The organism is Arthrobacter sp. 18067, from assembly GCF_902706295.1.
Classification (GTDB): domain Bacteria; phylum Actinomycetota; class Actinomycetes; order Actinomycetales; family Micrococcaceae; genus Arthrobacter.
In genome coordinates, this window is record NZ_CACSJJ010000010.1 from 13,191 (window position 1) to 30,839 (window position 17,649).

The window sequence follows — 17,649 nt, forward strand, 5'->3', positions numbered from 1 at the left end:
GACTTTCTTCTAGCTTGTCTAGCAATATTCAAGTTTCCCTAAGGCACAGGGCATGGGAGGAAGGCGCAAGATGAACGCGACAGAGATGGTTGTCCTCCTTGATGACGCCGGAATTCCCATCGGCGAGTCTCCGAAGAGCAGTGTGCACACACTGGAAACACCGCTCCACCTGGCCTTTTCCTGCTACCTGCTCAACGAAGCCGGCGAAATTCTCCTGACCCGCCGCTCACCTGAGAAGAAGACCTGGCCGGGCGTCTGGACCAACAGCTTCTGCGGGCACCCGGGACCGGGAGAAGACTTCGAAGATGCCGTGATGCGGCGTGCGCAGTTCGAACTCGGAGTGGACGCCAACCGGATCGAACTGGTCCTCCCCGATTTCCGCTACAGGGCTGTGGATCCCACGGGCATCGTTGAGAACGAAGTGTGCCCCGTCTTTGTGGCCCGGATCGGCGGCCCATTGCAGCCGAATCCCGCCGAGGTTGCTGACTGGGCCTGGATTTCGCCGTCGCTGCTCGCAGACGCATTAGAGCACACGCCGTCCGCTTTCAGTCCCTGGCTCGGGCTGCAGTTCCCCCAGCTCCTCAAGGCGCGGGCGTTGCCCCTCCAAGCCGGAGCCGACGCATGACCGTCACCTCCGGCGCCGTTCGAAGCCGTACCGATCTCTGCGCCACCATCGAAAACGAACTGGGCGGACTTATCGGTAAGAGGGCAAGCGCGGCAACAGCCTATGGCCCCAACTTCGCCAGACTGTGGGCACTGGCAGGCCGGAACGTGCTGGGCGGCAAGTTCGTACGGCCCTTGTTGCTCATGGAAATGTTCGACGCCCTGAAACAAACCGGCTCCAAACAGCGTGAAACCGCCATCAGCATCGCCGCCGCCGTCGAACTCCTCCACTACGCCTTCCTGCTCCATGATGACGTGATCGACGGCGACCTCGTCCGCCGCGGGCACCCGAACCTGATTGGTTCCCTCCTCGCTGAGGCCGGCGAACTCCCGGACAGCCCTCATGGCGCACGCGCCGGAAGCGGACTGCACTGGGCACAAACCGGCGGAATCCTGATGGGTGACATGCTGCTCGCCGCTACGCACCAGGCCTTCGCGCGCGCCGATCTGCCCCAGGAACCGCGTCTGCGTCTCCTCGACCTCCTGGAACACACCATCAACGAGACCGTTGCCGGTGAGCAACTGGATGTAGGCCTGGGCGACGGCATCATTGCCCCGGATCTGGAGACCATCCTGGTCATGTGCGGCTACAAGACCGCCACATACACTTTCGAGCTCCCGCTGCGGGCGGCCGCAACCCTGGCCGGCGCCGACTTCGCCGTCGAGGCTGCCCTGGCAACTGCCGGCCGGCATCTGGGGCTCGCGTTCCAACTCCAGGACGACCTCCTGTCCACCTTCGGAGATCCCCGCCGCCACGGCAAGGACCCCTTTTCGGACCTCCGGGAAGGCAAGGAAACCGCAATCATTGCCCATGCCCGCACCACCAGCGCGTGGCCGGACATTGAGCCCTACTTCGGCAGGCCAGGGCTCAACAGCGACGAAGGGCAGCATGTTCGTCGGCACCTCAGTGACTGCGGGGCGGAAGCCTTTGTCCAGGGCCTCATCGAAGAGCAAGTGCGGGCCTTCAACACGCTGCTGACAAGCACGATTCCGCCGGGCGCACGCAATGTACTGCTTGACCTTGCGGGGCAGCTGGAAGGACGGCAGTCATGAGCGTCGCCACCGATACCTCGTTCACCCATTTCACCCGGACGGCCGAGCGGGCGGCCAACCAGGTCATCGCCGCCTACTCCACGTCCTTCGGCCTGGCATGCAGGCTGCTGGGACCAAGGCACCGCCAGCACGTCCGCAATATTTATGCGCTGGTGCGGGTTGCGGACGAACTCGTCGATGGCGTTACCGCCGAAGCAGGCCTCAGCTACCAGGAACAGTGCGACGCCTTGGCCCACTTCATCGATGAGACCCACCGCGCCGTCAAACTCGGCTACAGCAGCGACCTCATCGTCCATGCATTTGCCCAGACTGCACGGACAGCGGGCATCGATGACACCCTGATCGACCCATTCTTTGACTCCATGCGCATGGACCTCGGCGAGCGCACCGCCTCACGCACGTCTGCGCAACAGCCGGCACCCCTCCGCTTCGATGCCGACGCCCATGACGGCTATGTCCACGGTTCCGCCGAGGTGGTGGGGCTGATGTGCCTGCGCGTCTTCATGCGGGATGAGAACATCGACGACGGCGACGCAGCGGCTTTGCAGCATGGCGCCAGCAGGTTGGGCGCTGCTTTCCAAAACATCAACTTCCTGCGGGACCTCGCCGACGACACCACCCGCTTGGGCCGCAGCTACCTCGGCACCTCGGACCACCTTGAGGACCGCGATCGCATGGAATGGGTCAGCACCATCCGGTCCCAATTGGCCGATGCCAACGCCGTCATTCCGCTGTTGCCGCGCGACGCCCGGGCGGCAGTCCGCAGCGCCCTGGCCCTGTTCTCCGCGCTGACGGACCGGATTGAACAGACCACAGTGGACGAGCTGTACCGCCATCGGGTGCGGGTTCCGGACGCCGTGAAGGCCGGCCTCGCCGCCCGCGCGGTCGCCTCGACCTGGATGGAATTGCACCGATGACCCGGACAGTAGTGATCGGCGGTGGCATCGCTGGGCTTGCCACGGCCGCACTCCTCGCCCATGAAGGACACGAGGTCCAGCTCCTCGAGCAGCGCGACCGGGTTGGCGGGCGCGCTGGCAGCCTTGAACGGAACGGCTTCCGGTGGGACACCGGCCCTTCCTGGTACCTGATGCCGGGGGTCTTCGACCACTTCTTCCGGTTGCTCGGCACCAGTGCTGCCGAACAGTTGGACCTGCATACCCTCAGCCCCGCGTACCGCGTCTTCAGCGAACCAAATCACGACGGCGTGCGGCCGGACCCGCTGACGGTCCCCTTGGGCAGCGATCAGGTTTTGGAGACTTTCGAGGGAGTTGAGCCTGGCAGCGCGAAGGAGCTCACCGCCTACCTCGCCTCCGCCCGGAACACTACGGAGATGGCGGAGCGTTTCTTCCTCTATAACCCGTTCACCAAATTGCAGGCACTGCTCCGTCCGGAGGTTGTGCGGAGCTTGCCCAAGCTGGCGCAACTGCTCCTGACGCCCCTCGATAAGTACGTGTCCCAGCGGTTCCAACACCCTGTCCTACGGCAGGTCCTCGGATATCCGGCGGTTTTCCTTGGCACCAACCCGGCAGCTGCTCCCGCCATGTACCACTTGATGAGTGCCTTGGACCTGGGCGACGGCGTGCAGTATCCGATGGGCGGGTTCCACGAGCTCGTGGGCCGGCTTGAGGCATTGGCAGTGGACGCCGGCGTCAGGATCCACACCGGAGCGGAAGCCCTTAAGATCACCACCCGCGAGGCCTCCCGGACCAAGAAGCTGGGCCGCTTCGATGGCGTTAGGCTCCCTGCTCCTCTCTCCGGGAAGGACTGCCGGGAGGTCACGGGGGTAAAGTGGCGCGACAATTCCGGCGCAGAGCACTACAGCGTTGCCGACCTCGTGGTCTCCGGCGCCGACCTGCACCACACCGAAACCCAACTGCTGGGCGTCAGGGACCGGAGCTACAACAGCAAGTACTGGCAGAGCCGCACCAGCGGTCCCGGCGCAGTCCTGGTGATGCTTGGCGTGAAGGGTTCGCTGCCGGAGCTTCCCCACCACTCCCTGTTCTTCACGCGGGACTGGGAGGCGAATTTCGCCGCGATCTTCGGAGCCGAAACCAGCATCCCCGACCCCGCCTCCATCTATGTCTGCAAACCCAGCGCCACCGACTCCGGGGTCGCGCCGCAGGGCCACGAGAACCTCTTCATCCTGGTTCCCGTCCCTGCCGATCCACAGCTTGGGGCCGGTGGTCCCGACGGCAGCGGCGATGCCCTCATTGAGCGGACCGCCGACGCCGCCATCGACCAGATCGCCCGTTGGGCCAACATTCCGGACCTCCGCGAGAGGATCGTTGCCCGGCACACCACAGGCCCCGCTGACTTCGTCCACGAGTACAACTCATGGCGGGGCGGCATGCTGGGACCGGCACACACGCTGCGGCAGAGCGCGATGTTCAGGGCGCAGAACGCCTCCAAGCGTGTGCGCGGCCTCTATTACGCCGGCGCCACCACTGCTCCTGGCGTGGGAGTACCGATGTGCCTCATCAGTGCAGAGCTGGTCCTGAAGCGGATCCGCGGCGACCACAGTCCCGGCCCCACCACGGTGAGGCCTGTTGCCAGCAGGATTGGCTGATGGGTGTCCTCTATTTGCTCTCGCTGCTGCTCGGGATCGGCTGCATGCTTCTGCTGGACCACCGCTTCCGACTGTTTTTCTGGCGCGACGCCAAGGCAGCGGCGATCGTCACCGCCGTCGGGGTCTTGTTCCTTCTCTTCTGGGACCTGGCCGGGATCGGCCTGGGGATTTTCCTGCGCGGTGAAGGCACCATCGCCACAGGCCTGTTGATCGCCCCTGAGCTGCCCATCGAGGAGCCAATCTTCCTGCTTTTCCTGGTGCTGTGCACGATGGTTTTGTACACGGGCTCCCGGCGGCTGCTTGACCGGATCCCGGCCAAACGCAGTGAGAAACAGTGGGAGAACGTATGACCTACTTGTGGCTCGCACTCGCCTTCATCGCCGCGGCGGTAGTCGCCGGTGTGGTCCTTGCCCGCAAAGGCGCCTTTCCCGGCGAAGCGGGCAGGCATTGGAAAGCTGTAGGCCTCGCGTTCGCCGCCTTGGTTGTCCTGACCGCCGTGTTCGACTCCGTCATGATCGGCATGGAGCTCTTCCACTACGACGCATCGCACATCCTTGGCGTCAGGGTAGGACTCGCGCCGATCGAGGATTTCGCCTACCCACTGGCCGGCGTCGTGGCACTTCCAGGACTGTGGATGTGGCTGACGCGGAAGCGCAAGCAGACCAGCGAAGGCCGCGCGGAATCGGGACTCAAGGGCCTCGTCCCCCAAGCGTTGCTCGCATCCCGCCCCGTCAGCTGGATCAACACTGCCTACCCATTCACCGCGGCCATGCTCCTGACCACCCGCGAGGTGGACTGGGTGCTGATCGTCGGCACGTTCTACTTCCTGATCCCCTACAACCTGGCTATGTACGGGATCAACGATGTCTTCGACTACGAGTCGGACCTGAAGAATCCGCGCAAGGGCGGGATCGAGGGCGCACTCCTCCAGCCGAGGCTGCACCGGCCCATGCTGTGGCTCGCGGCAATTACCAATGTGCCGTTCCTGCTGGTTCTCGCTTTCGCCGGAGGTCCGGCGGCCTGGCTGAGCCTGGCCGTCAGCGCCTTCGCGGTTGTGGCCTACTCGGTCGCAGGGCTCCGCTTCAAGGAACGCCCGGTCTTGGACTCGCTGACGTCCAGTACGCACTTTGTGAGTCCCGCCGTCGTCGGCCTTGCCTTGGCGGGCGCCGATGTGACACCAGGGTTGATTGTCGTGCTGGTGGCGTTTTTCCTGTGGGGCATGGCCGCGCACGCCTTCGGCGCCGTCCAGGACATCGAGCCCGACCGGCAGGCCGGCATAGGCTCCATAGCAACAGTCATCGGTGCCAGACGGACCGTGAGGCTCGCCGTCGTGCTCTGGTTGGTTGCCGGCCTGGCGATGCTGGCCACGCCGTGGCCGGGGCCGCTCGCGGCGATCATCGCCGTCCCGTACATCGCCAACTGCGCACCGTACTGGAACGTGACGGATACGACGGCGGCACGCACCAATGTGGCGTGGCGGCGGTTCATTTGGCTCAACTACGGTTCAGGATTCCTGGTGACGCTGATACTGATCCTGCACTGGAGCCTCACGTCATGACTGGGACGGTTCACCGGGCTCTTCATCGATGGTGTCCAGTGCCTCGCGCATGTGCTGGAGGAAGTCCACCACGATCTGCGACTCGTCCGGGCTCAACGCGCACGCCGCATCCAGCATCCGGCGGTGCATTCCGCCCAGGGTATGCCGCACTTCCTGGTCTGAGCCGGGAGTTGCCTTCAGGATCAGCGCCCGCCGATCAGTGGGGTGGGGTTCACGGCGAATGTGGCCGGATTCCACCAAACGGTCGATCAGGGTGGTCATGGACGCCGACGTTATCCCCAGCTTGTCGCCCAAATCCTTCGGCTTCATCACCTTGCCGGCAGCCTCTGCTTCGAACAGATAACGCAGGGCCAGCAGGTCCTTCTCACCCATTCCCATGGATGAACGCGTCCTGCGGCGCATCGCCTGCTCGGAGGCGCGGTAATCGCGCAGGGCGTTCAGCACGTCAATGGCAATGGCCTTCTGACCTGGGTCTTTGCCGTACCAATAGCCCTTTGCGTGGCCTTCCGAGTCCATCCGATGTTCCTTCGATAAGCGTAAAGCTTGATTCACTAGCATTTTGATACTAGGTCACGGACCTCGTGAATGCATGACACCGTCCAATCCCACACCCACGAAGCACCAGGAAAGAGGCACTGCACATGGCAACAGCAAGCTCGGACCTCGCCCGGCAAATCACGGTTACCGCGAGCTTGGCGGTCTGCATCGTCGGCTCGATGATCGGCGTCGGGGTGTTCGGCGGCACCCCGATTGCGCAGGCAGCGGGCGGGGCTTTGTCCGCCGACTCCACCCTGCTGGCCCCGGCCACGCCCGCTTTCTCCATCTGGTCCGTGGTTTACACCGGCCTTGTTGCCTACACGGTGTGGCAGTGGCTGCCGTCCCAGCGGGCCAATCCGCGGCAACGCTCCCTCGGCTGGATCGTTGCAGTCTCCATGATCCTGAACGCGGTGTGGATCCTCTCCGTGCAGGCCGGTTGGCTCCTTGTCAGTGTTCTGGTGATCCTGGCCCTGCTCTCCACCCTGGTGTTGGCGTTCCTCCGCTATAGCCAGACCCGTGCCGCGTCGTGGGTTGAGGCTGTTGTGGTGGACGGAACCCTGGGTTTGTATCTGGGCTGGACCAGCGTGGCCGTGTGCGCCAACATCGCCGCTGCTTTGAAGGCATTTGGTTTTCTGGGCTTTGGGTTGCGTCCAGAAATCTGGTCCGTCGCCGTGCTCGTGGTGGTGGCCGTCGTCGGTATTGCCTTGGCTATCAAGGGACACGGGCGCCTCGCCCTGGCAGCCGCCATCGCGTGGGGCCTCGTCTGGATCACGGTCGGCCGCAGTACCGATGCACCCGAGTCCTTCCCGACGGCGATCGCGGCGGCCGTTGCTGCTGCCCTGGTTCTCGGTGCGGCCATCACGGTGCGGGCACGGGCTGTGCTGGCCGAACGCTAGATCCAGCCACGTATTCCCGACAGGTCCCGCAGCTCACTGGACGTAGAAGTCACGGCTTTTCCACATAGGGAGCTTTCGACCTTATGGCGCCGTATGCCTGCTGGAAGAGTTGAGGCATGGAGCAGATTCGGGACACGCAGACACCGCCAGACGCGGCGCTTGTTCCTGTCTCGAGGCATTGGACCGACGAGACCACGCCCCGGGTTTCTGACCTCATTGCACTCCTGGGCGCGATCCCCCTCGGCACCGCGAGCCGGGAGTTGATCGACCAGATCCGCGGGCTCGAAGACCTGAAGTCAGCCATCGTGGGGTTGCAGGCCCGTGCAGCGGTGGCCTTTGACCTGACCCAGCGGCAGGAACAAGCCGAGGCCGGCGTCCCCGCGTCCGAGCGGGGCCACGGTGTTGGGGCGCAGATCGCGCTGGCCCGGCGGGAATCCCCGAATCGGGGCTCCCGTCTTCTGGGGTTGGCGAAGGCGCTGGTGACGGAGATGCCGCACACCATGGCGGCACTGGAATCGGGGCAGTTGAATGAATGGCGGGCCACGCTGCTCGTCAAGGAAACAGCATGCCTGTCTGTAGAGGACCGATGCGCCGTGGACGAGGAACTCGCCGCCGACACCGGCACGTTCGAGGGGAAGGGCGACCGGGCAATCATCGCAGCCGCGAAAGCCGCAGCCTACCGGCGTGATCCGCGTTCCGTTGCCCACCGAGCCAGCCACGCTGCCACGGAACGGACAGTGAGCCTGCGGCCCGCGCCGGACACCATGACCTACCTGACCGCGCTACTCCCGGTGGCCCAGGGTGTGGCAGCGTACGCCGCTCTGACCCGTGCTGCTGACTCTGCCCGATCGGCCGGGGACCCCCGGATCCGGGGCCAGGTCATGGCAGATACCCTCGTCGAGCGCATCACCGGCAGGCGCGGCGGCATCAGCGGAATCGACCTCCAGCTCGTCATGACCGACCGAACCCTCTTTCAGGGCGACAGCGAACCTGCCCGGCTCCAAGGCTATGGAATCGTCCCGGCAGAGTGGACCAGAAAGCTACTCGGACTCGGAACGGAAGCCGGCGTGAATCAAGACACGGGTCTGGGCCAGAATCCCGTGAATGGCCAGCATCCGGCCCCAAGGCAGTATTCAGAGCTAACCGTGTGGTTGCGCCGGCTCTACACCGCACCGGCCACCGGCGAACTTCTGGCCATGGACTCCAAAGCAAGGCTCTTCCCACCACGGCTCAGGCGTTTCATCGAAACCCGCGATGACACCTGCCGCACCCCATACTGCGACGCGCCCATACGCCACATCGACCACATCGTCCCCTGGCACTCCGGCGGCACCACGTGTGTGGACAACGGCGCCGGACTCTGCGAAGCCTGCAACCACGCCAAAGAAAACCCCGGCTGGGCGACGAAAACCCTCCCCGAAGATGTCCACACTCTCGAAATTCGCACACCAACCGGCCACAGCTATCAATCGAAGGCGCAGCCTCTGCCCGGGCATAACTACGGGCACGTCCCGGAGCCTCCACCGGCAACCAGCGATCCCACGCCTGAAGAGCAACAGCAGTCACACCGCCGGCAGTCCCAGCACAACCGACGCAGGCACATCATGCGCGCGAAGGCAGGCAAGTTTCACCGGAGGAAGAAGCTGGTCCCAGCCTAGAAACGGTGTGCGTTTGGTCGCGGGTTCGTCGCGCGTTTAGGGTCGATTCAAACGGCAAGCAGCAACGCCGCGCAGCCGCGCCCTATGCCGGGCAGGCGTCTTTCAATGCCTGAACGGACTCAGCCGGCACTTGGTCGCCGGCCTCCGCGATCTGGTTCAACGGCGTCGTGATGTCCGAGGGAACTCCAGCAGCATTCGCTGCCGACACCAAACCAGCCAGCAGCTGCTTGTCCTGAACGCTGACCAAGCCATCCTGGACCACCGCGCAAATCTGCTTGGTTACTTCATCGGCAGCGGCAGTGGCTACCTTTGATGCGGCCTCGCTGGCGGCGTTTCCGGCAGCTTCCTCCACTGCCCCGCAGCCGACAAGTAGCAGCAAAAGAGGGACGGCGGAAAGGGCAGCGAGGCGACGGGTCATGAGTCCAGCCTAGCAATCCGGCAGCATGGCCCAGGTTTGCCTAGTCCGTGGTTGCGTGGATTGATAGGCTCGCCGAATGCGGATCCGGCCGATCGATCTTGTGGATGTACTCGTCTACTTGGTCGTGTTGGGCGTGTTTATCCAGCTGTTCCCCGCCGTCATCTCCGAGTCCTTCCTGCTGGCCCTCCTAACGGCGATCCTGCTGAAGGCAGTGCTCGAGATCGTAATGTTCGCCAAGAAGAAGATCGTCGGACGCATCAGGGGTGGAAAGACCGTGGCAGCCCGGATTGTCAGCGTTGTCGCGCTGCTGTTTGTCATGCCGGGAAGCAAGTTCGTGGTGCTGGAGTTGGTCGATTTCGTGTTCGGCGACGCCGTACAACTCGGCGGATTCTTCGCAGTGACAGCCCTCATCATCGTGCTGATGCTGGCTCGCGGCGGGATGCGACGTTTGTTCGCAAGGTCAGGGCAGTGATGGATGTGGGCACCGGCTGCACCTTCACCTCACGATGAGTTCCATGACCGGGCCTTCATGTAGGGCACGGTAAACGTCGTCGCGGATGTGGTTTGCCGCGGGATCAGTCAGCGTCCGACCCAGCGGACGAAGGACCAAACGTATCAACGCGTTGGCCTGTCCGGGCCGGATTTGGAGCCTGTCCCGAGCTGCCGAAGGAAGCTCGCGGTACGGAGTCAGGGCCAACAGTTCCACACTTTCCAGATCGTCTGCACGCTCCCCCAGCGCCGAACGCACCCTGTCGCCGAGCAACTCGTCGTCCAGGTCTTCGCCAACCACGATTGAAATGTCCCGACTGATGGAAGGCATCTGGGAGACGGGTTTCCACGGCGCCAAGTCCAACATTTGCTGTTCGATCCTGGGGTCAACGGACCTCAACAGCCTGATGTCGGGAATACCCTTGCGAAGCATCAATGCACGGTCCAACCCCATTCCCAGTGCGAGTCCCGACCATTGAGCGGGATCCAAACCGGCGTCCAGGAAAAGTTGGGGTGCCATGAGCCCACATTCCGCGAGTTCCAGCCACTCGCCATCCAGGCGGACATCGAGCTGCAGGCCGTTTTGTGTATAAGGGTGGATTGCCGGAACCGTCCGCCAGTCCGCGCCGGGCAGAACCGTGGCTACAAGCGAGCCGACCATGTCTTGCAGATGGCTGGAGTTCAACGCGTCCATGGAGCTCACGCGCCACAGGTCCACTTGATGCGGCGTCCCCACATGCGTCCGGTCTATGGAGTCACGCCTGTAGACAAGGCCTGGGATAGCCCAGAGCTCGTCGAGAGACACTGTTGGATCAAGGGCCCGCAACAGGGCCGGGATGGACGCTGAAGTGTGGCTGCGCAGCATGACAGTGGGGCTGACATAGCGGGAGTATCGCTGGTCGCGGGTGACGTCCGCCCCACTGAACCCCAGGTGATCGTAATTGTCGGCAACGCTCACCAAAGGGCTGTGGCGGATGGTTCGTTGACGCACTCCCCACTGGGTTTGCAGCGTGTCCAACACGTTGAGCAGCAGTGTCTGCATCGCATGCGGGCCATGGTCCGGATTTGAGAGATCCCGGCTGATCAAGGCGTCATGAAGCTCGACAGGGTTTAGATAATTAGGCATTGGTAGTCCTTTGGATTCTGGGGTGAGCAGCGGGTTCCTCCCCCGACTCACTCCAGCGCCAGGACCTAGGCGCGCGCCTCATAGCCCTCGCGACCGGACACCGGTCGGGGGCAAGTAAATCGACGCGTGGAAAGCATAGGCCGACTATACCTCCGTCCTTCGCGAAGGCACAGGCTACTGGCGTTCAGTGAGCCGATACACCGATACGTGGCTGCGGGACTCCGCCGTGAATTCGCTCCGGTCCCAATCCGCCCATCTGGACTCCAGTTCAAAACCTGCTATCCGCGCCATGAGATCGAGCTCGCTCGGCCAGATGTAGCGGTGTGGCGTCCGGCCAATCAGTGCCTCCCGCCCATCGGAAAGGTCGGAGCCGAACCGCACATGGTGCGAGACGACGTGCTGGCGGAGCACATCGTAAGTGTCCACCAACAAGTAGCCGGGCTCGCTCACTTCCACCGTTCCCCCATGTCCCGGGGGCAGTGAACGCAGTTGTGGAACCCAGAGTTCAATGACAAACCGACCGCCGGGGGCGAGATGGCCGGCAGCGTTCTCGAAGCACCGGACTTGCTGGTCCTGTGTCAGAAGATTGGCGATGGTGTTGAACACCAGGAAGGCCAGGGTGAAGTTCCCGCCTATCGAAGCCTCGGACATATCGCCCTGAACCACGGGTATCCGGTCTTCGCCCACTTTTTCACGCAGGCGGGCGATCATCGCATGGACAGCTCAATCCCACTTACCGGGACACCCGCTTCTGAGAGGGGAATGGCAACCCGTCCCGTACCGATCGCAAACTCGACGGCGGGACCTCCCTGCGCGAGTTCGGCCAAAACCGCCACGGTGGGCGCCAGCACGTCCGCCGAAAACATGCCTTCGCCTGGGGTGTCATAGTGTTTGGCGGCGTGGGCGTCCCAAAGCTGTTGCTGGTTGATCATGCTGCCACTATTCCAGCTGGCGGCCGGCGATTTGAAGAGGCTCGTCCCCACCTATGCTTGAGGAATGGGTGAAAAGGCAAGGGCTGTGGACCACAAGGCCTTGGCCGTCTGCATGATCGATATTTCGTCCGACATTCGCCGTAAGTCGCTGAACGAGACCGGTGTCCGCCCCATTTCCAACGGCGTCTTGGAGATCCTAAGGGTCATCGAAAGCCATCCTGGCGTCACCGTTGCCGAAGTGGCCGCACGTCTGGGCCGGCAACTGAGCAACGTGAGTGCCCAGCTGCGGGAACTCGTAGCGGCAGGCCTGGTCACCCGCGTCAAGGATGCCTCGGACAAGCGCTACGTTTCCCTGCACCCCACGGACGAATCCAAACGGATCAAGGCACTGCTCGAAGGGGCCTGGGCTGCTGCGCTGACCGAAGCCAGCCAGCGTCTGCTCCCGGAAGAACGTGAACAGATTGCAGCCAGCCTTGCGGCCCTGCAGCGACTGGCGTCCTTCCTTGCTGAGCCGGAAAACCCGGCCTAGGCGCACGTAAGGCACATCACCCCTACAGTGCTTACGGGCATCACCCAAAGTACTTATACTTTCATAAGTATAAGTACTGACAAGAATGGGTGACGCATGGCATCACAACTACTCGGAACATCGGGCTCGAAAGCCCAAGCAGGCACAACGGCCCCACCGGATAGGCAAGGCAACAAAGGCCTCGGCTGGCGCGCCCTGCCTTTCCTGGCACTGGCCCAATTCATGGTGGTCCTGGACGGCACCATCGTGAACCTGGCCCTCCCACGCCTCCAAGTGGAGATGGGTATCAGCGACTCGACGCGAGCCTGGGTGGTCACCGCCTACGCCCTCGTTTTCGGTGCCTTCCTCCTGCTGGGCGGACGGATCGCGGACTTCTGGGGACGGAAGCGCACCTTCATCACGGCCTCGGCTGGCTTCGCCGTCGCTTCCCTCATTGGCGGACTGGCCCAGCAGCCGTGGGAACTGATCGGAGCACGAGCACTGCAGGGCATCTTCGCGGCGCTGCTCGCCCCGGCGGCGTTGGCACTCCTGACGGTCGCCTTCCCCGGCGGCAAGGACCGCGGCACCGCCTTCGCCATCTTCGGATCCATCAGTGGCGTGGGTGCGGCAGTGGGAGTTTTGCTCGGCGGCTTCCTCACGGAGTATGTCTCGTGGCGCTGGTGCTTCTTCGTCAACATCCCCATCGCCATCATCGCGCTCATCGGAGTCTGGTCACTGGTGACCGAAAGCAAAGCCGGCGGTTCCACCAAATACGACTGGCCCGGCGTTGTTCTCGCCGCTTTGGGCCTCGGCTCTTTGGTCTTCGGCTTTGCCAATGCCGAGCACGGCTGGGGCGCCGTAGAATCCTGGGGTTTCATCGCTGCGGGCGCGCTGCTGCTGGTACTTTTCGTCGCCGTCGAACGCAGGGTCAAGAACCCGCTGCTGCCTCTTCGCGTTGCTACTGAACGTAATCGCGCGGCAGCATTCCTCGCGTCATTCCTGGCGGGCGCGGTGCTGATCGGCGGCATCCTGTTCATCAACTTCCACCTCCAGATTGTCCTGGGTTTCGCACCGTTCGCCGCCGGAATCGCGTCATTGCCCATGACCGTGGTGCTGATCATCACGGCAGGGCTCGTGGCGAAGAACCTCGCCAAGCTGGGAGCCGGAATTCCGAGCGCGCTTGGTCCGGTTTTCATGGCCGCAGCCATGCTGTGGCTCACCCAGGTCACACCTGAAGGCTCGTACGCAGTGCATCTGCTGCCCGCGCTGGTGCTGATGGGCATCGGGCTTGGCATGGTCTTCGTCCCGATGCAGAACCTGGCCCTTTTCGGGGTGGACAAGAATGACGCAGGCGTCGCCAGCGCCTTGGTCAATGCTTCGCAGCAGATCGGCGGCTCGCTGGGCATCGCCCTCTTCAGCGCGATCGCGGCGGCAGCCACCGCCGCGGCCGGCGGTGAGACGCTGGCCGCACTGACTTCCGGATACTCGACGGTCTTCCTCTGGGCGGCGGGAGTCTCGGTACTGATCACCCCGATCGCACTCCTGCTCATCAGGATCGATCGCAAAACTTTCAGCGGAACAGGCGATACACCGCACGTCCACCTGGGGTAAGCCAAAGGCGCCGCAGCCCATTCAAGGGCTGCGGCGCCTTTGCGCTGCGATGCAGGGCGGTGAATTACGACGGCGGACGCCTCACGTAAAGATTGGCGTGATATAACTCACATTCTGTAAGCTGAATTCAAAGTCACGCAGCCGGCTTTCATCGTGCTACTCCCGGGAGGTCCCGTTGGCCCCCAATTCGCTCAAGGCCGAGATTCTTCTCGCCCATGGCGTCGGCCCCTCAGCTGCCAGTGTCGCTCGACGAAGAGCAGCTGAAAACCATGGCCACCACCATCGCGTTGCCAACAAACCCGATGCCCTCCTGGGTGCCATAGCCGTCCGGCAACTCTTCCACCGCTGGCCTTTGGTGCCCTCCCGCGAACTGGAACGGATCCGCCACGTCCTCATCCACTGCGACCAACTGGGCTCGCCGGACACCCATCATTTGTCCGAGCCGGCCCAAGCCTTGCTGGACCTCATCAACGGTGAGTTGGACCGGCGTCGTGCACTTGCCAAAACCCGGCAGGAAACCGCCAGCAGCAACTGAGGACCTACGGGATGACCGCGACCACGTCGATCTCCACAAGGAAATCGCCCAGGAACGAGCCAACTGTGGTGCGCGCCGGGTACGGGGCCACAACGTACTTTTCGTAGATGGAGTTGAAGCCGTCAAAGTCGCGCCCCGGGTGGTGCAGGTGCACGGTCGCCTTGACCACGTGGGAGAAGTCCAGGCCGTGGGCACCCAGGACCTCGCCGAGGTTCTTCATGGCCTGGATGGTCTGCTCCTCGATGGTGATCCCGACGCGTTCGTCCGTGACGGGATCGTGCGGAGTCTGGCCCGCGGTATACAGGAATCCGTTGGCCACGATGGCCTGGGAGTAGGGACCGGCCGGGCTGGGTGCGAGGTCCGTGGTGACTTGGTGACGAGTCATGATGGTGATGCCTTTCGTGGTGCTTGGAGAACTTACAAAACCTTGGAGAGGAACGCCTTGGTGCGTTCGTGCTGCGGATTGCCCAGGACCTGCTCGGGCGGGCCGCTTTCCACCACCACGCCGCCGTCCATGAACACCACCTGATCGGCCACCTGCCGGGCGAAACCGAGTTCGTGCGTGACCACAACCATGGTCATTCCGGCTTCAGCCAAGGACTTCATCACGTCCAGGACTTCGCCTACCAATTCGGGGTCCAGTGCGGAGGTGGGCTCATCAAAGAGCATCAGCTTGGGCTTCATGGCCAGTGCCCGGGCAATCGCAATGCGCTGCTGCTGTCCGCCCGAGAGCTCCTGGGGGTAGGAGTGCCCGCGGTCGCCCAGGCCTACCCGGTCCAGCAGTGCCTGGGCTTCGACAACAACCTCGCGCCGCGGCCGGCCAAGAACATGCACCGGAGCCTCGATGATGTTCTCCAGGACGGTCATGTGCGGGAAGAGGTTGAAACGCTGGAACACCATGCCGGCATTGAGCCGTGAGCGGGCCGTTTGGCGTTCCTTCATTTCGTAGAGCTTCCCATTGCGCTCCGCGTAGCCAACCAGGTGCTCATCCACGTAGAGGCGGCCGGCGTCAACCTTTTCGAGGTGGTTGATGCAGCGAAGGAACGTGGTCTTGCCGGAGCCCGACGGACCGATCAGGCAGGTCACCGATCCCTTTTCAACCCTGAGGTCAATGCCTTTCAGGATTTCGATAACGCCGAAGTTCTTCCGGACTCCCCGGGCTTCCACCATGGCGGTAGTCATCATGCTGTCCTTGTCTTAGGCTTGCGGATCCGTCGCGGCGCTGAGTCGAAACCGCGGCCGTACCTGCGTTCAAGTTTGTTTTGGAAGAAGCTCAGGACAGTGGTCATGAGCAGGTACCAGAGACTGGCCACGATCAGCAGCGGAATGGTCTGGTAGTTGTTCGCGTAAATGATTTGGGCCGAGTAGAGCAGGTCCGAGATTGCCAGGACACTCACAAGGGAGGTCCCCTTCAGCATGGAAATCACTTGGTTGCCGGTGGGAGGCAGGACTACGCGCATGGCCTGGGGCAGGATCACCCGGTTCATGAGCTTGCCGCCACTCATTCCCAAGGCACGGGCGGCGTCGTACTGGCCCTTGTCCACGGAGCCGATGCCACCACGGATAATCTCGGCCATGTACGCGGCCTCGTTCAACGACAGGCCCAGGAGCGCGGCCCCCAGCGGTGAAATCAGCACGTTGGCGGAGCCCAGGACCATGGACGGCCCTCCGAACGGAAGCCCGAACGCGATCACCGGGTAAAGGGCTGCAATGTTGTACCAAAAGATCAGCTGGACCAGCAGCGGTGTACCGCGGAAGAACCAGATGTAGCCACGGCTGATGGTGCTCAGGATCGGGTTGTCGGAAAGCCGCATGATGGCCAGCAGCGTACCCAGGGCTATGCCGACGGTCATGGACACCACTGTCAGCAGGATTGTCAGTCCGGCGCCGGCAAGGATCTGCGGGGCGAACAGGTAGGACACCACGACGTCCCACCGGTAACGCTCGTTCACTGCCACATCCCATGCGGCGCTCAGCGCTACAAGGATCAGGACGATAGCCAGGGCCAAGCGGACCGGGTGCTTAAGGGGCACCACGGGAATCGAATCCCCGGAAGCCGCCGTCGCCGGCTCCTTGGTGTCGGAGACTGGGGGTTGATTATGCATTGCCGTCACCTCTTTGCTGGTGGAATTCATTACTGTGTATTCCGCTACTGGGCGAAGTTGACGCGGGCGTCGGTGATGGCACTGGTCTCCAGGCCGTACTTACCGAGCACCTTGGCGTAGGACTCGCTCTTGATCACGGCGTCCAGCGCAGCGGAAACGGACTTCACCAAGCCGGATTCCTTCGGCACCCCCACACCCACGGGAGCAAACTCGTACGTCCGGGCAACCTCGATCTGCGGGTTCTGGGTAGCTGCGTAATTCAGGATGGGCGAGTCGGCCAGTACCGTGTCCAGGCGTCCGCTGGTGAGGGCGGAGATTGCCTGCCGGGTGTCCTGGAATTCGCTCTTCTGGATGGCTTCCTTGCCGGCGGCAGCGCACGCTTCGTCGTACTCGGGAACATTCACGGTCAACTGGTACGAGCCCGTGAGGAGTCCCACTTTCTTTCCACACAGCGCGTTCTCGTCCTTGATGCCTGCCGGGTTGCCCTTGGGAACCGCGATCGCGTTACCGATTTGCATGTAGTCCACGAAGTCCAGGACTTCCATGCGCTTCTCCGTTGGGGTCATGGAAGAGACCGTCATGTCGTAGCGGTCGGCTGCCAGGCCGGGAATGATGGAGTCGAAGTTGGCCACCTGGATGTCCACTTTGACACCCAACGCCTCGCCGATGAGACGGGCCACATCCGGATTGGTTCCGGTCATTTCCTGCGTGCCTTCGCGGTAGAACTGCGTCGGCGGTTCGTTGGTGGGGATGGCCACGCGCAGGACCTTGGAAGCCTTGATGGACTCCGGGAGAAGGTCGACGGCGGCCTGGTTGACTTCCAGCGCGGGGACGCCGGTGCCCGCTGCGGCTGCGTCGCCGGACGGGTTCGACGCCGCTGCGTTGCCGGTGGGGCTGCATGCCGTCACTGCCAGCATGAGCGCTGCCGTGACGACGACGGTGGGTAAGCCGAGTTTGGTTCGTTGAGTCGCTGGGGAATTTTTCATGTCTGGGT

General features: G+C 63.2%; 19 protein-coding genes and 1 pseudogene. 12 read left to right on the forward strand and 8 right to left on the reverse strand.

Annotated elements, in window-relative coordinates; genetic code table 11:
* Positions 1–70 precede the first annotated feature (70 nt).
* The 6 genes from idi to GVL04_RS11310 are packed head-to-tail and all read left to right on the forward strand — an operon-like array spanning position 71 to position 5,840.
* Positions 71–625, forward strand: coding sequence for an isopentenyl-diphosphate Delta-isomerase (idi, locus tag GVL04_RS11285; RefSeq protein WP_159704105.1), 555 nt, complete (start codon positions 71–73; stop codon positions 623–625).
* The gene (locus tag GVL04_RS11290) at positions 622–1,716 is read left to right on the forward strand and encodes a polyprenyl synthetase family protein (RefSeq protein WP_159704108.1); all 1,095 of its coding nucleotides are present in this window, start codon (positions 622–624) and stop codon (positions 1,714–1,716) included. Before idi ends, GVL04_RS11290 begins: the two co-directional genes overlap by 4 nt.
* Positions 1,713–2,633 (forward strand): squalene/phytoene synthase family protein, encoded by a 921-nt coding sequence (locus GVL04_RS11295; protein ID WP_159704111.1) that lies wholly within the window; start codon positions 1,713–1,715, stop codon positions 2,631–2,633. The genes GVL04_RS11290 and GVL04_RS11295 overlap by 4 nt, the downstream gene beginning before the upstream one ends.
* Positions 2,630–4,282, forward strand: a complete 1,653-nt coding sequence (crtI, locus tag GVL04_RS11300; protein ID WP_159704114.1) for a phytoene desaturase family protein — start codon at positions 2,630–2,632, stop codon at positions 4,280–4,282. Before GVL04_RS11295 ends, crtI begins: the two co-directional genes overlap by 4 nt.
* Positions 4,282–4,632: a lycopene cyclase domain-containing protein gene (locus tag GVL04_RS11305; RefSeq protein ID WP_159704117.1), complete on the forward strand. Its 351-nt coding sequence runs from the start codon at positions 4,282–4,284 to the stop codon at positions 4,630–4,632. Before crtI ends, GVL04_RS11305 begins: the two co-directional genes overlap by 1 nt.
* Entirely contained in the window at positions 4,629–5,840 is a 1,212-nt protein-coding gene (locus tag GVL04_RS11310; RefSeq protein ID WP_159704120.1) for a prenyltransferase, read from the forward strand. Before GVL04_RS11305 ends, GVL04_RS11310 begins: the two co-directional genes overlap by 4 nt.
* On the opposite strand, the gene GVL04_RS11315 is transcribed toward GVL04_RS11310, so the two are convergent.
* A complete protein-coding gene (locus GVL04_RS11315; protein WP_200846821.1) occupies positions 5,835–6,356 on the reverse strand; it encodes a MarR family winged helix-turn-helix transcriptional regulator in 522 nt (173 codons plus the stop codon). The two genes, GVL04_RS11310 and GVL04_RS11315, sit on opposite strands and share 6 nt — an antisense overlap.
* 125 nt (positions 6,357–6,481) lie before the next feature.
* On the opposite strand from GVL04_RS11315, the gene GVL04_RS11320 reads away from it, so the two are divergent.
* Entirely contained in the window at positions 6,482–7,273 is a 792-nt protein-coding gene (locus GVL04_RS11320) for a TspO/MBR family protein (protein WP_159704126.1), read from the forward strand.
* Between the two features lie 116 nt (positions 7,274–7,389).
* Positions 7,390–8,931 (forward strand): HNH endonuclease signature motif containing protein, encoded by a 1,542-nt coding sequence (locus tag GVL04_RS11325; RefSeq protein ID WP_159704129.1) that lies wholly within the window; start codon positions 7,390–7,392, stop codon positions 8,929–8,931.
* A gap of 82 nt (positions 8,932–9,013) precedes the next feature.
* On the opposite strand, the gene GVL04_RS11330 is transcribed toward GVL04_RS11325, so the two are convergent.
* Positions 9,014–9,349 carry a hypothetical protein gene (locus GVL04_RS11330; RefSeq protein ID WP_159704132.1) on the reverse strand — a complete coding sequence of 112 codons (336 nt, stop codon included), beginning with the start codon at positions 9,347–9,349 and terminating at the stop codon, positions 9,014–9,016.
* A 76-nt stretch (positions 9,350–9,425) separates the two neighbouring features.
* Between GVL04_RS11330 and GVL04_RS11335 the strand changes: the two genes are divergently transcribed.
* Positions 9,426–9,821 carry a hypothetical protein gene (locus GVL04_RS11335; RefSeq protein ID WP_159704135.1) on the forward strand — a complete coding sequence of 132 codons (396 nt, stop codon included), beginning with the start codon at positions 9,426–9,428 and terminating at the stop codon, positions 9,819–9,821.
* 24 nt (positions 9,822–9,845) lie between these two features.
* Here GVL04_RS11335 and GVL04_RS11340 read toward each other — a convergent pair whose 3' ends face one another.
* Together GVL04_RS11340 and GVL04_RS11345 are read right to left on the reverse strand one after the other, a co-directional pair.
* Positions 9,846–10,964, reverse strand: a complete 1,119-nt coding sequence (locus tag GVL04_RS11340) for a hypothetical protein (protein WP_159704138.1) — start codon at positions 10,962–10,964, stop codon at positions 9,846–9,848.
* Positions 10,965–11,138: 174 nt separating this feature from the next.
* Positions 11,139–11,896, reverse strand: a pseudogene (locus tag GVL04_RS11345) (class I SAM-dependent methyltransferase).
* A gap of 64 nt (positions 11,897–11,960) precedes the next feature.
* On the opposite strand from GVL04_RS11345, the gene GVL04_RS11350 reads away from it, so the two are divergent.
* From GVL04_RS11350 to GVL04_RS11360, 3 genes are all read left to right on the forward strand, one after another.
* The gene (locus tag GVL04_RS11350; RefSeq protein WP_159704141.1) at positions 11,961–12,425 is read left to right on the forward strand and encodes a MarR family winged helix-turn-helix transcriptional regulator; all 465 of its coding nucleotides are present in this window, start codon (positions 11,961–11,963) and stop codon (positions 12,423–12,425) included.
* Positions 12,426–12,521: 96 nt separating this feature from the next.
* Complete coding sequence (locus GVL04_RS11355; protein WP_159704144.1) at positions 12,522–14,015, forward strand: MFS transporter; 1,494 nt, start codon at positions 12,522–12,524, stop codon at positions 14,013–14,015.
* A gap of 175 nt (positions 14,016–14,190) precedes the next feature.
* Positions 14,191–14,550, forward strand: coding sequence for a hypothetical protein (locus GVL04_RS11360; RefSeq protein WP_159704147.1), 360 nt, complete (start codon positions 14,191–14,193; stop codon positions 14,548–14,550).
* Positions 14,551–14,554: 4 nt separating this feature from the next.
* Here the strand turns inward: GVL04_RS11360 and GVL04_RS11365 are convergent, their stop codons facing one another.
* Genes GVL04_RS11365 through GVL04_RS11380 form a run of 4 tightly spaced genes read right to left on the reverse strand, consistent with a single transcriptional unit; the run spans position 14,555 to position 17,641 of the window.
* A complete protein-coding gene (locus GVL04_RS11365) occupies positions 14,555–14,935 on the reverse strand; it encodes a RidA family protein (RefSeq protein ID WP_159704150.1) in 381 nt (126 codons plus the stop codon).
* A gap of 32 nt (positions 14,936–14,967) precedes the next feature.
* The gene (locus GVL04_RS11370) at positions 14,968–15,732 is read right to left on the reverse strand and encodes an amino acid ABC transporter ATP-binding protein (RefSeq protein ID WP_159704540.1); all 765 of its coding nucleotides are present in this window, start codon (positions 15,730–15,732) and stop codon (positions 14,968–14,970) included.
* Positions 15,732–16,655, reverse strand: a complete 924-nt coding sequence (locus GVL04_RS11375) for an amino acid ABC transporter permease (protein WP_159704153.1) — start codon at positions 16,653–16,655, stop codon at positions 15,732–15,734. Before GVL04_RS11375 ends, GVL04_RS11370 begins: the two co-directional genes overlap by 1 nt.
* A gap of 44 nt (positions 16,656–16,699) precedes the next feature.
* The gene (locus GVL04_RS11380; RefSeq protein WP_159704156.1) at positions 16,700–17,641 is read right to left on the reverse strand and encodes an ABC transporter substrate-binding protein; all 942 of its coding nucleotides are present in this window, start codon (positions 17,639–17,641) and stop codon (positions 16,700–16,702) included.
* Positions 17,642–17,649: the final 8 nt, after the last annotated feature.

What these genes read in the sequence shown, in the direction of transcription:
- idi (WP_159704105.1), top strand. Translation starts at nt 71, where the DNA reads ATGAACGCGACAGAGATGGTTGTCCTCCTTGATGACGCCGGAATTCCC.
- GVL04_RS11290 (WP_159704108.1), top strand. Translation starts at nt 622, where the DNA reads ATGACCGTCACCTCCGGCGCCGTTCGAAGCCGTACCGATCTCTGCGCC.
- GVL04_RS11295 (WP_159704111.1), top strand. Translation starts at nt 1,713, where the DNA reads ATGAGCGTCGCCACCGATACCTCGTTCACCCATTTCACCCGGACGGCC.
- crtI (WP_159704114.1), top strand. Translation starts at nt 2,630, where the DNA reads ATGACCCGGACAGTAGTGATCGGCGGTGGCATCGCTGGGCTTGCCACG.
- GVL04_RS11305 (WP_159704117.1), top strand. Translation starts at nt 4,282, where the DNA reads ATGGGTGTCCTCTATTTGCTCTCGCTGCTGCTCGGGATCGGCTGCATG.
- GVL04_RS11310 (WP_159704120.1), top strand. Translation starts at nt 4,629, where the DNA reads ATGACCTACTTGTGGCTCGCACTCGCCTTCATCGCCGCGGCGGTAGTC.
- GVL04_RS11315 (WP_200846821.1), bottom strand. Translation starts at nt 6,356, where the DNA reads ATGGACTCGGAAGGCCACGCAAAGGGCTATTGGTACGGCAAAGACCCA.
- GVL04_RS11320 (WP_159704126.1), top strand. Translation starts at nt 6,482, where the DNA reads ATGGCAACAGCAAGCTCGGACCTCGCCCGGCAAATCACGGTTACCGCG.
- GVL04_RS11325 (WP_159704129.1), top strand. Translation starts at nt 7,390, where the DNA reads ATGGAGCAGATTCGGGACACGCAGACACCGCCAGACGCGGCGCTTGTT.
- GVL04_RS11330 (WP_159704132.1), bottom strand. Translation starts at nt 9,349, where the DNA reads ATGACCCGTCGCCTCGCTGCCCTTTCCGCCGTCCCTCTTTTGCTGCTA.
- GVL04_RS11335 (WP_159704135.1), top strand. Translation starts at nt 9,426, where the DNA reads ATGCGGATCCGGCCGATCGATCTTGTGGATGTACTCGTCTACTTGGTC.
- GVL04_RS11340 (WP_159704138.1), bottom strand. Translation starts at nt 10,964, where the DNA reads ATGCCTAATTATCTAAACCCTGTCGAGCTTCATGACGCCTTGATCAGC.
- GVL04_RS11350 (WP_159704141.1), top strand. Translation starts at nt 11,961, where the DNA reads ATGGGTGAAAAGGCAAGGGCTGTGGACCACAAGGCCTTGGCCGTCTGC.
- GVL04_RS11355 (WP_159704144.1), top strand. Translation starts at nt 12,522, where the DNA reads ATGGCATCACAACTACTCGGAACATCGGGCTCGAAAGCCCAAGCAGGC.
- GVL04_RS11365 (WP_159704150.1), bottom strand. Translation starts at nt 14,935, where the DNA reads ATGACTCGTCACCAAGTCACCACGGACCTCGCACCCAGCCCGGCCGGT.
- GVL04_RS11370 (WP_159704540.1), bottom strand. Translation starts at nt 15,732, where the DNA reads ATGACTACCGCCATGGTGGAAGCCCGGGGAGTCCGGAAGAACTTCGGC.
- GVL04_RS11375 (WP_159704153.1), bottom strand. Translation starts at nt 16,655, where the DNA reads ATGCATAATCAACCCCCAGTCTCCGACACCAAGGAGCCGGCGACGGCG.
- GVL04_RS11380 (WP_159704156.1), bottom strand. Translation starts at nt 17,641, where the DNA reads ATGAAAAATTCCCCAGCGACTCAACGAACCAAACTCGGCTTACCCACC.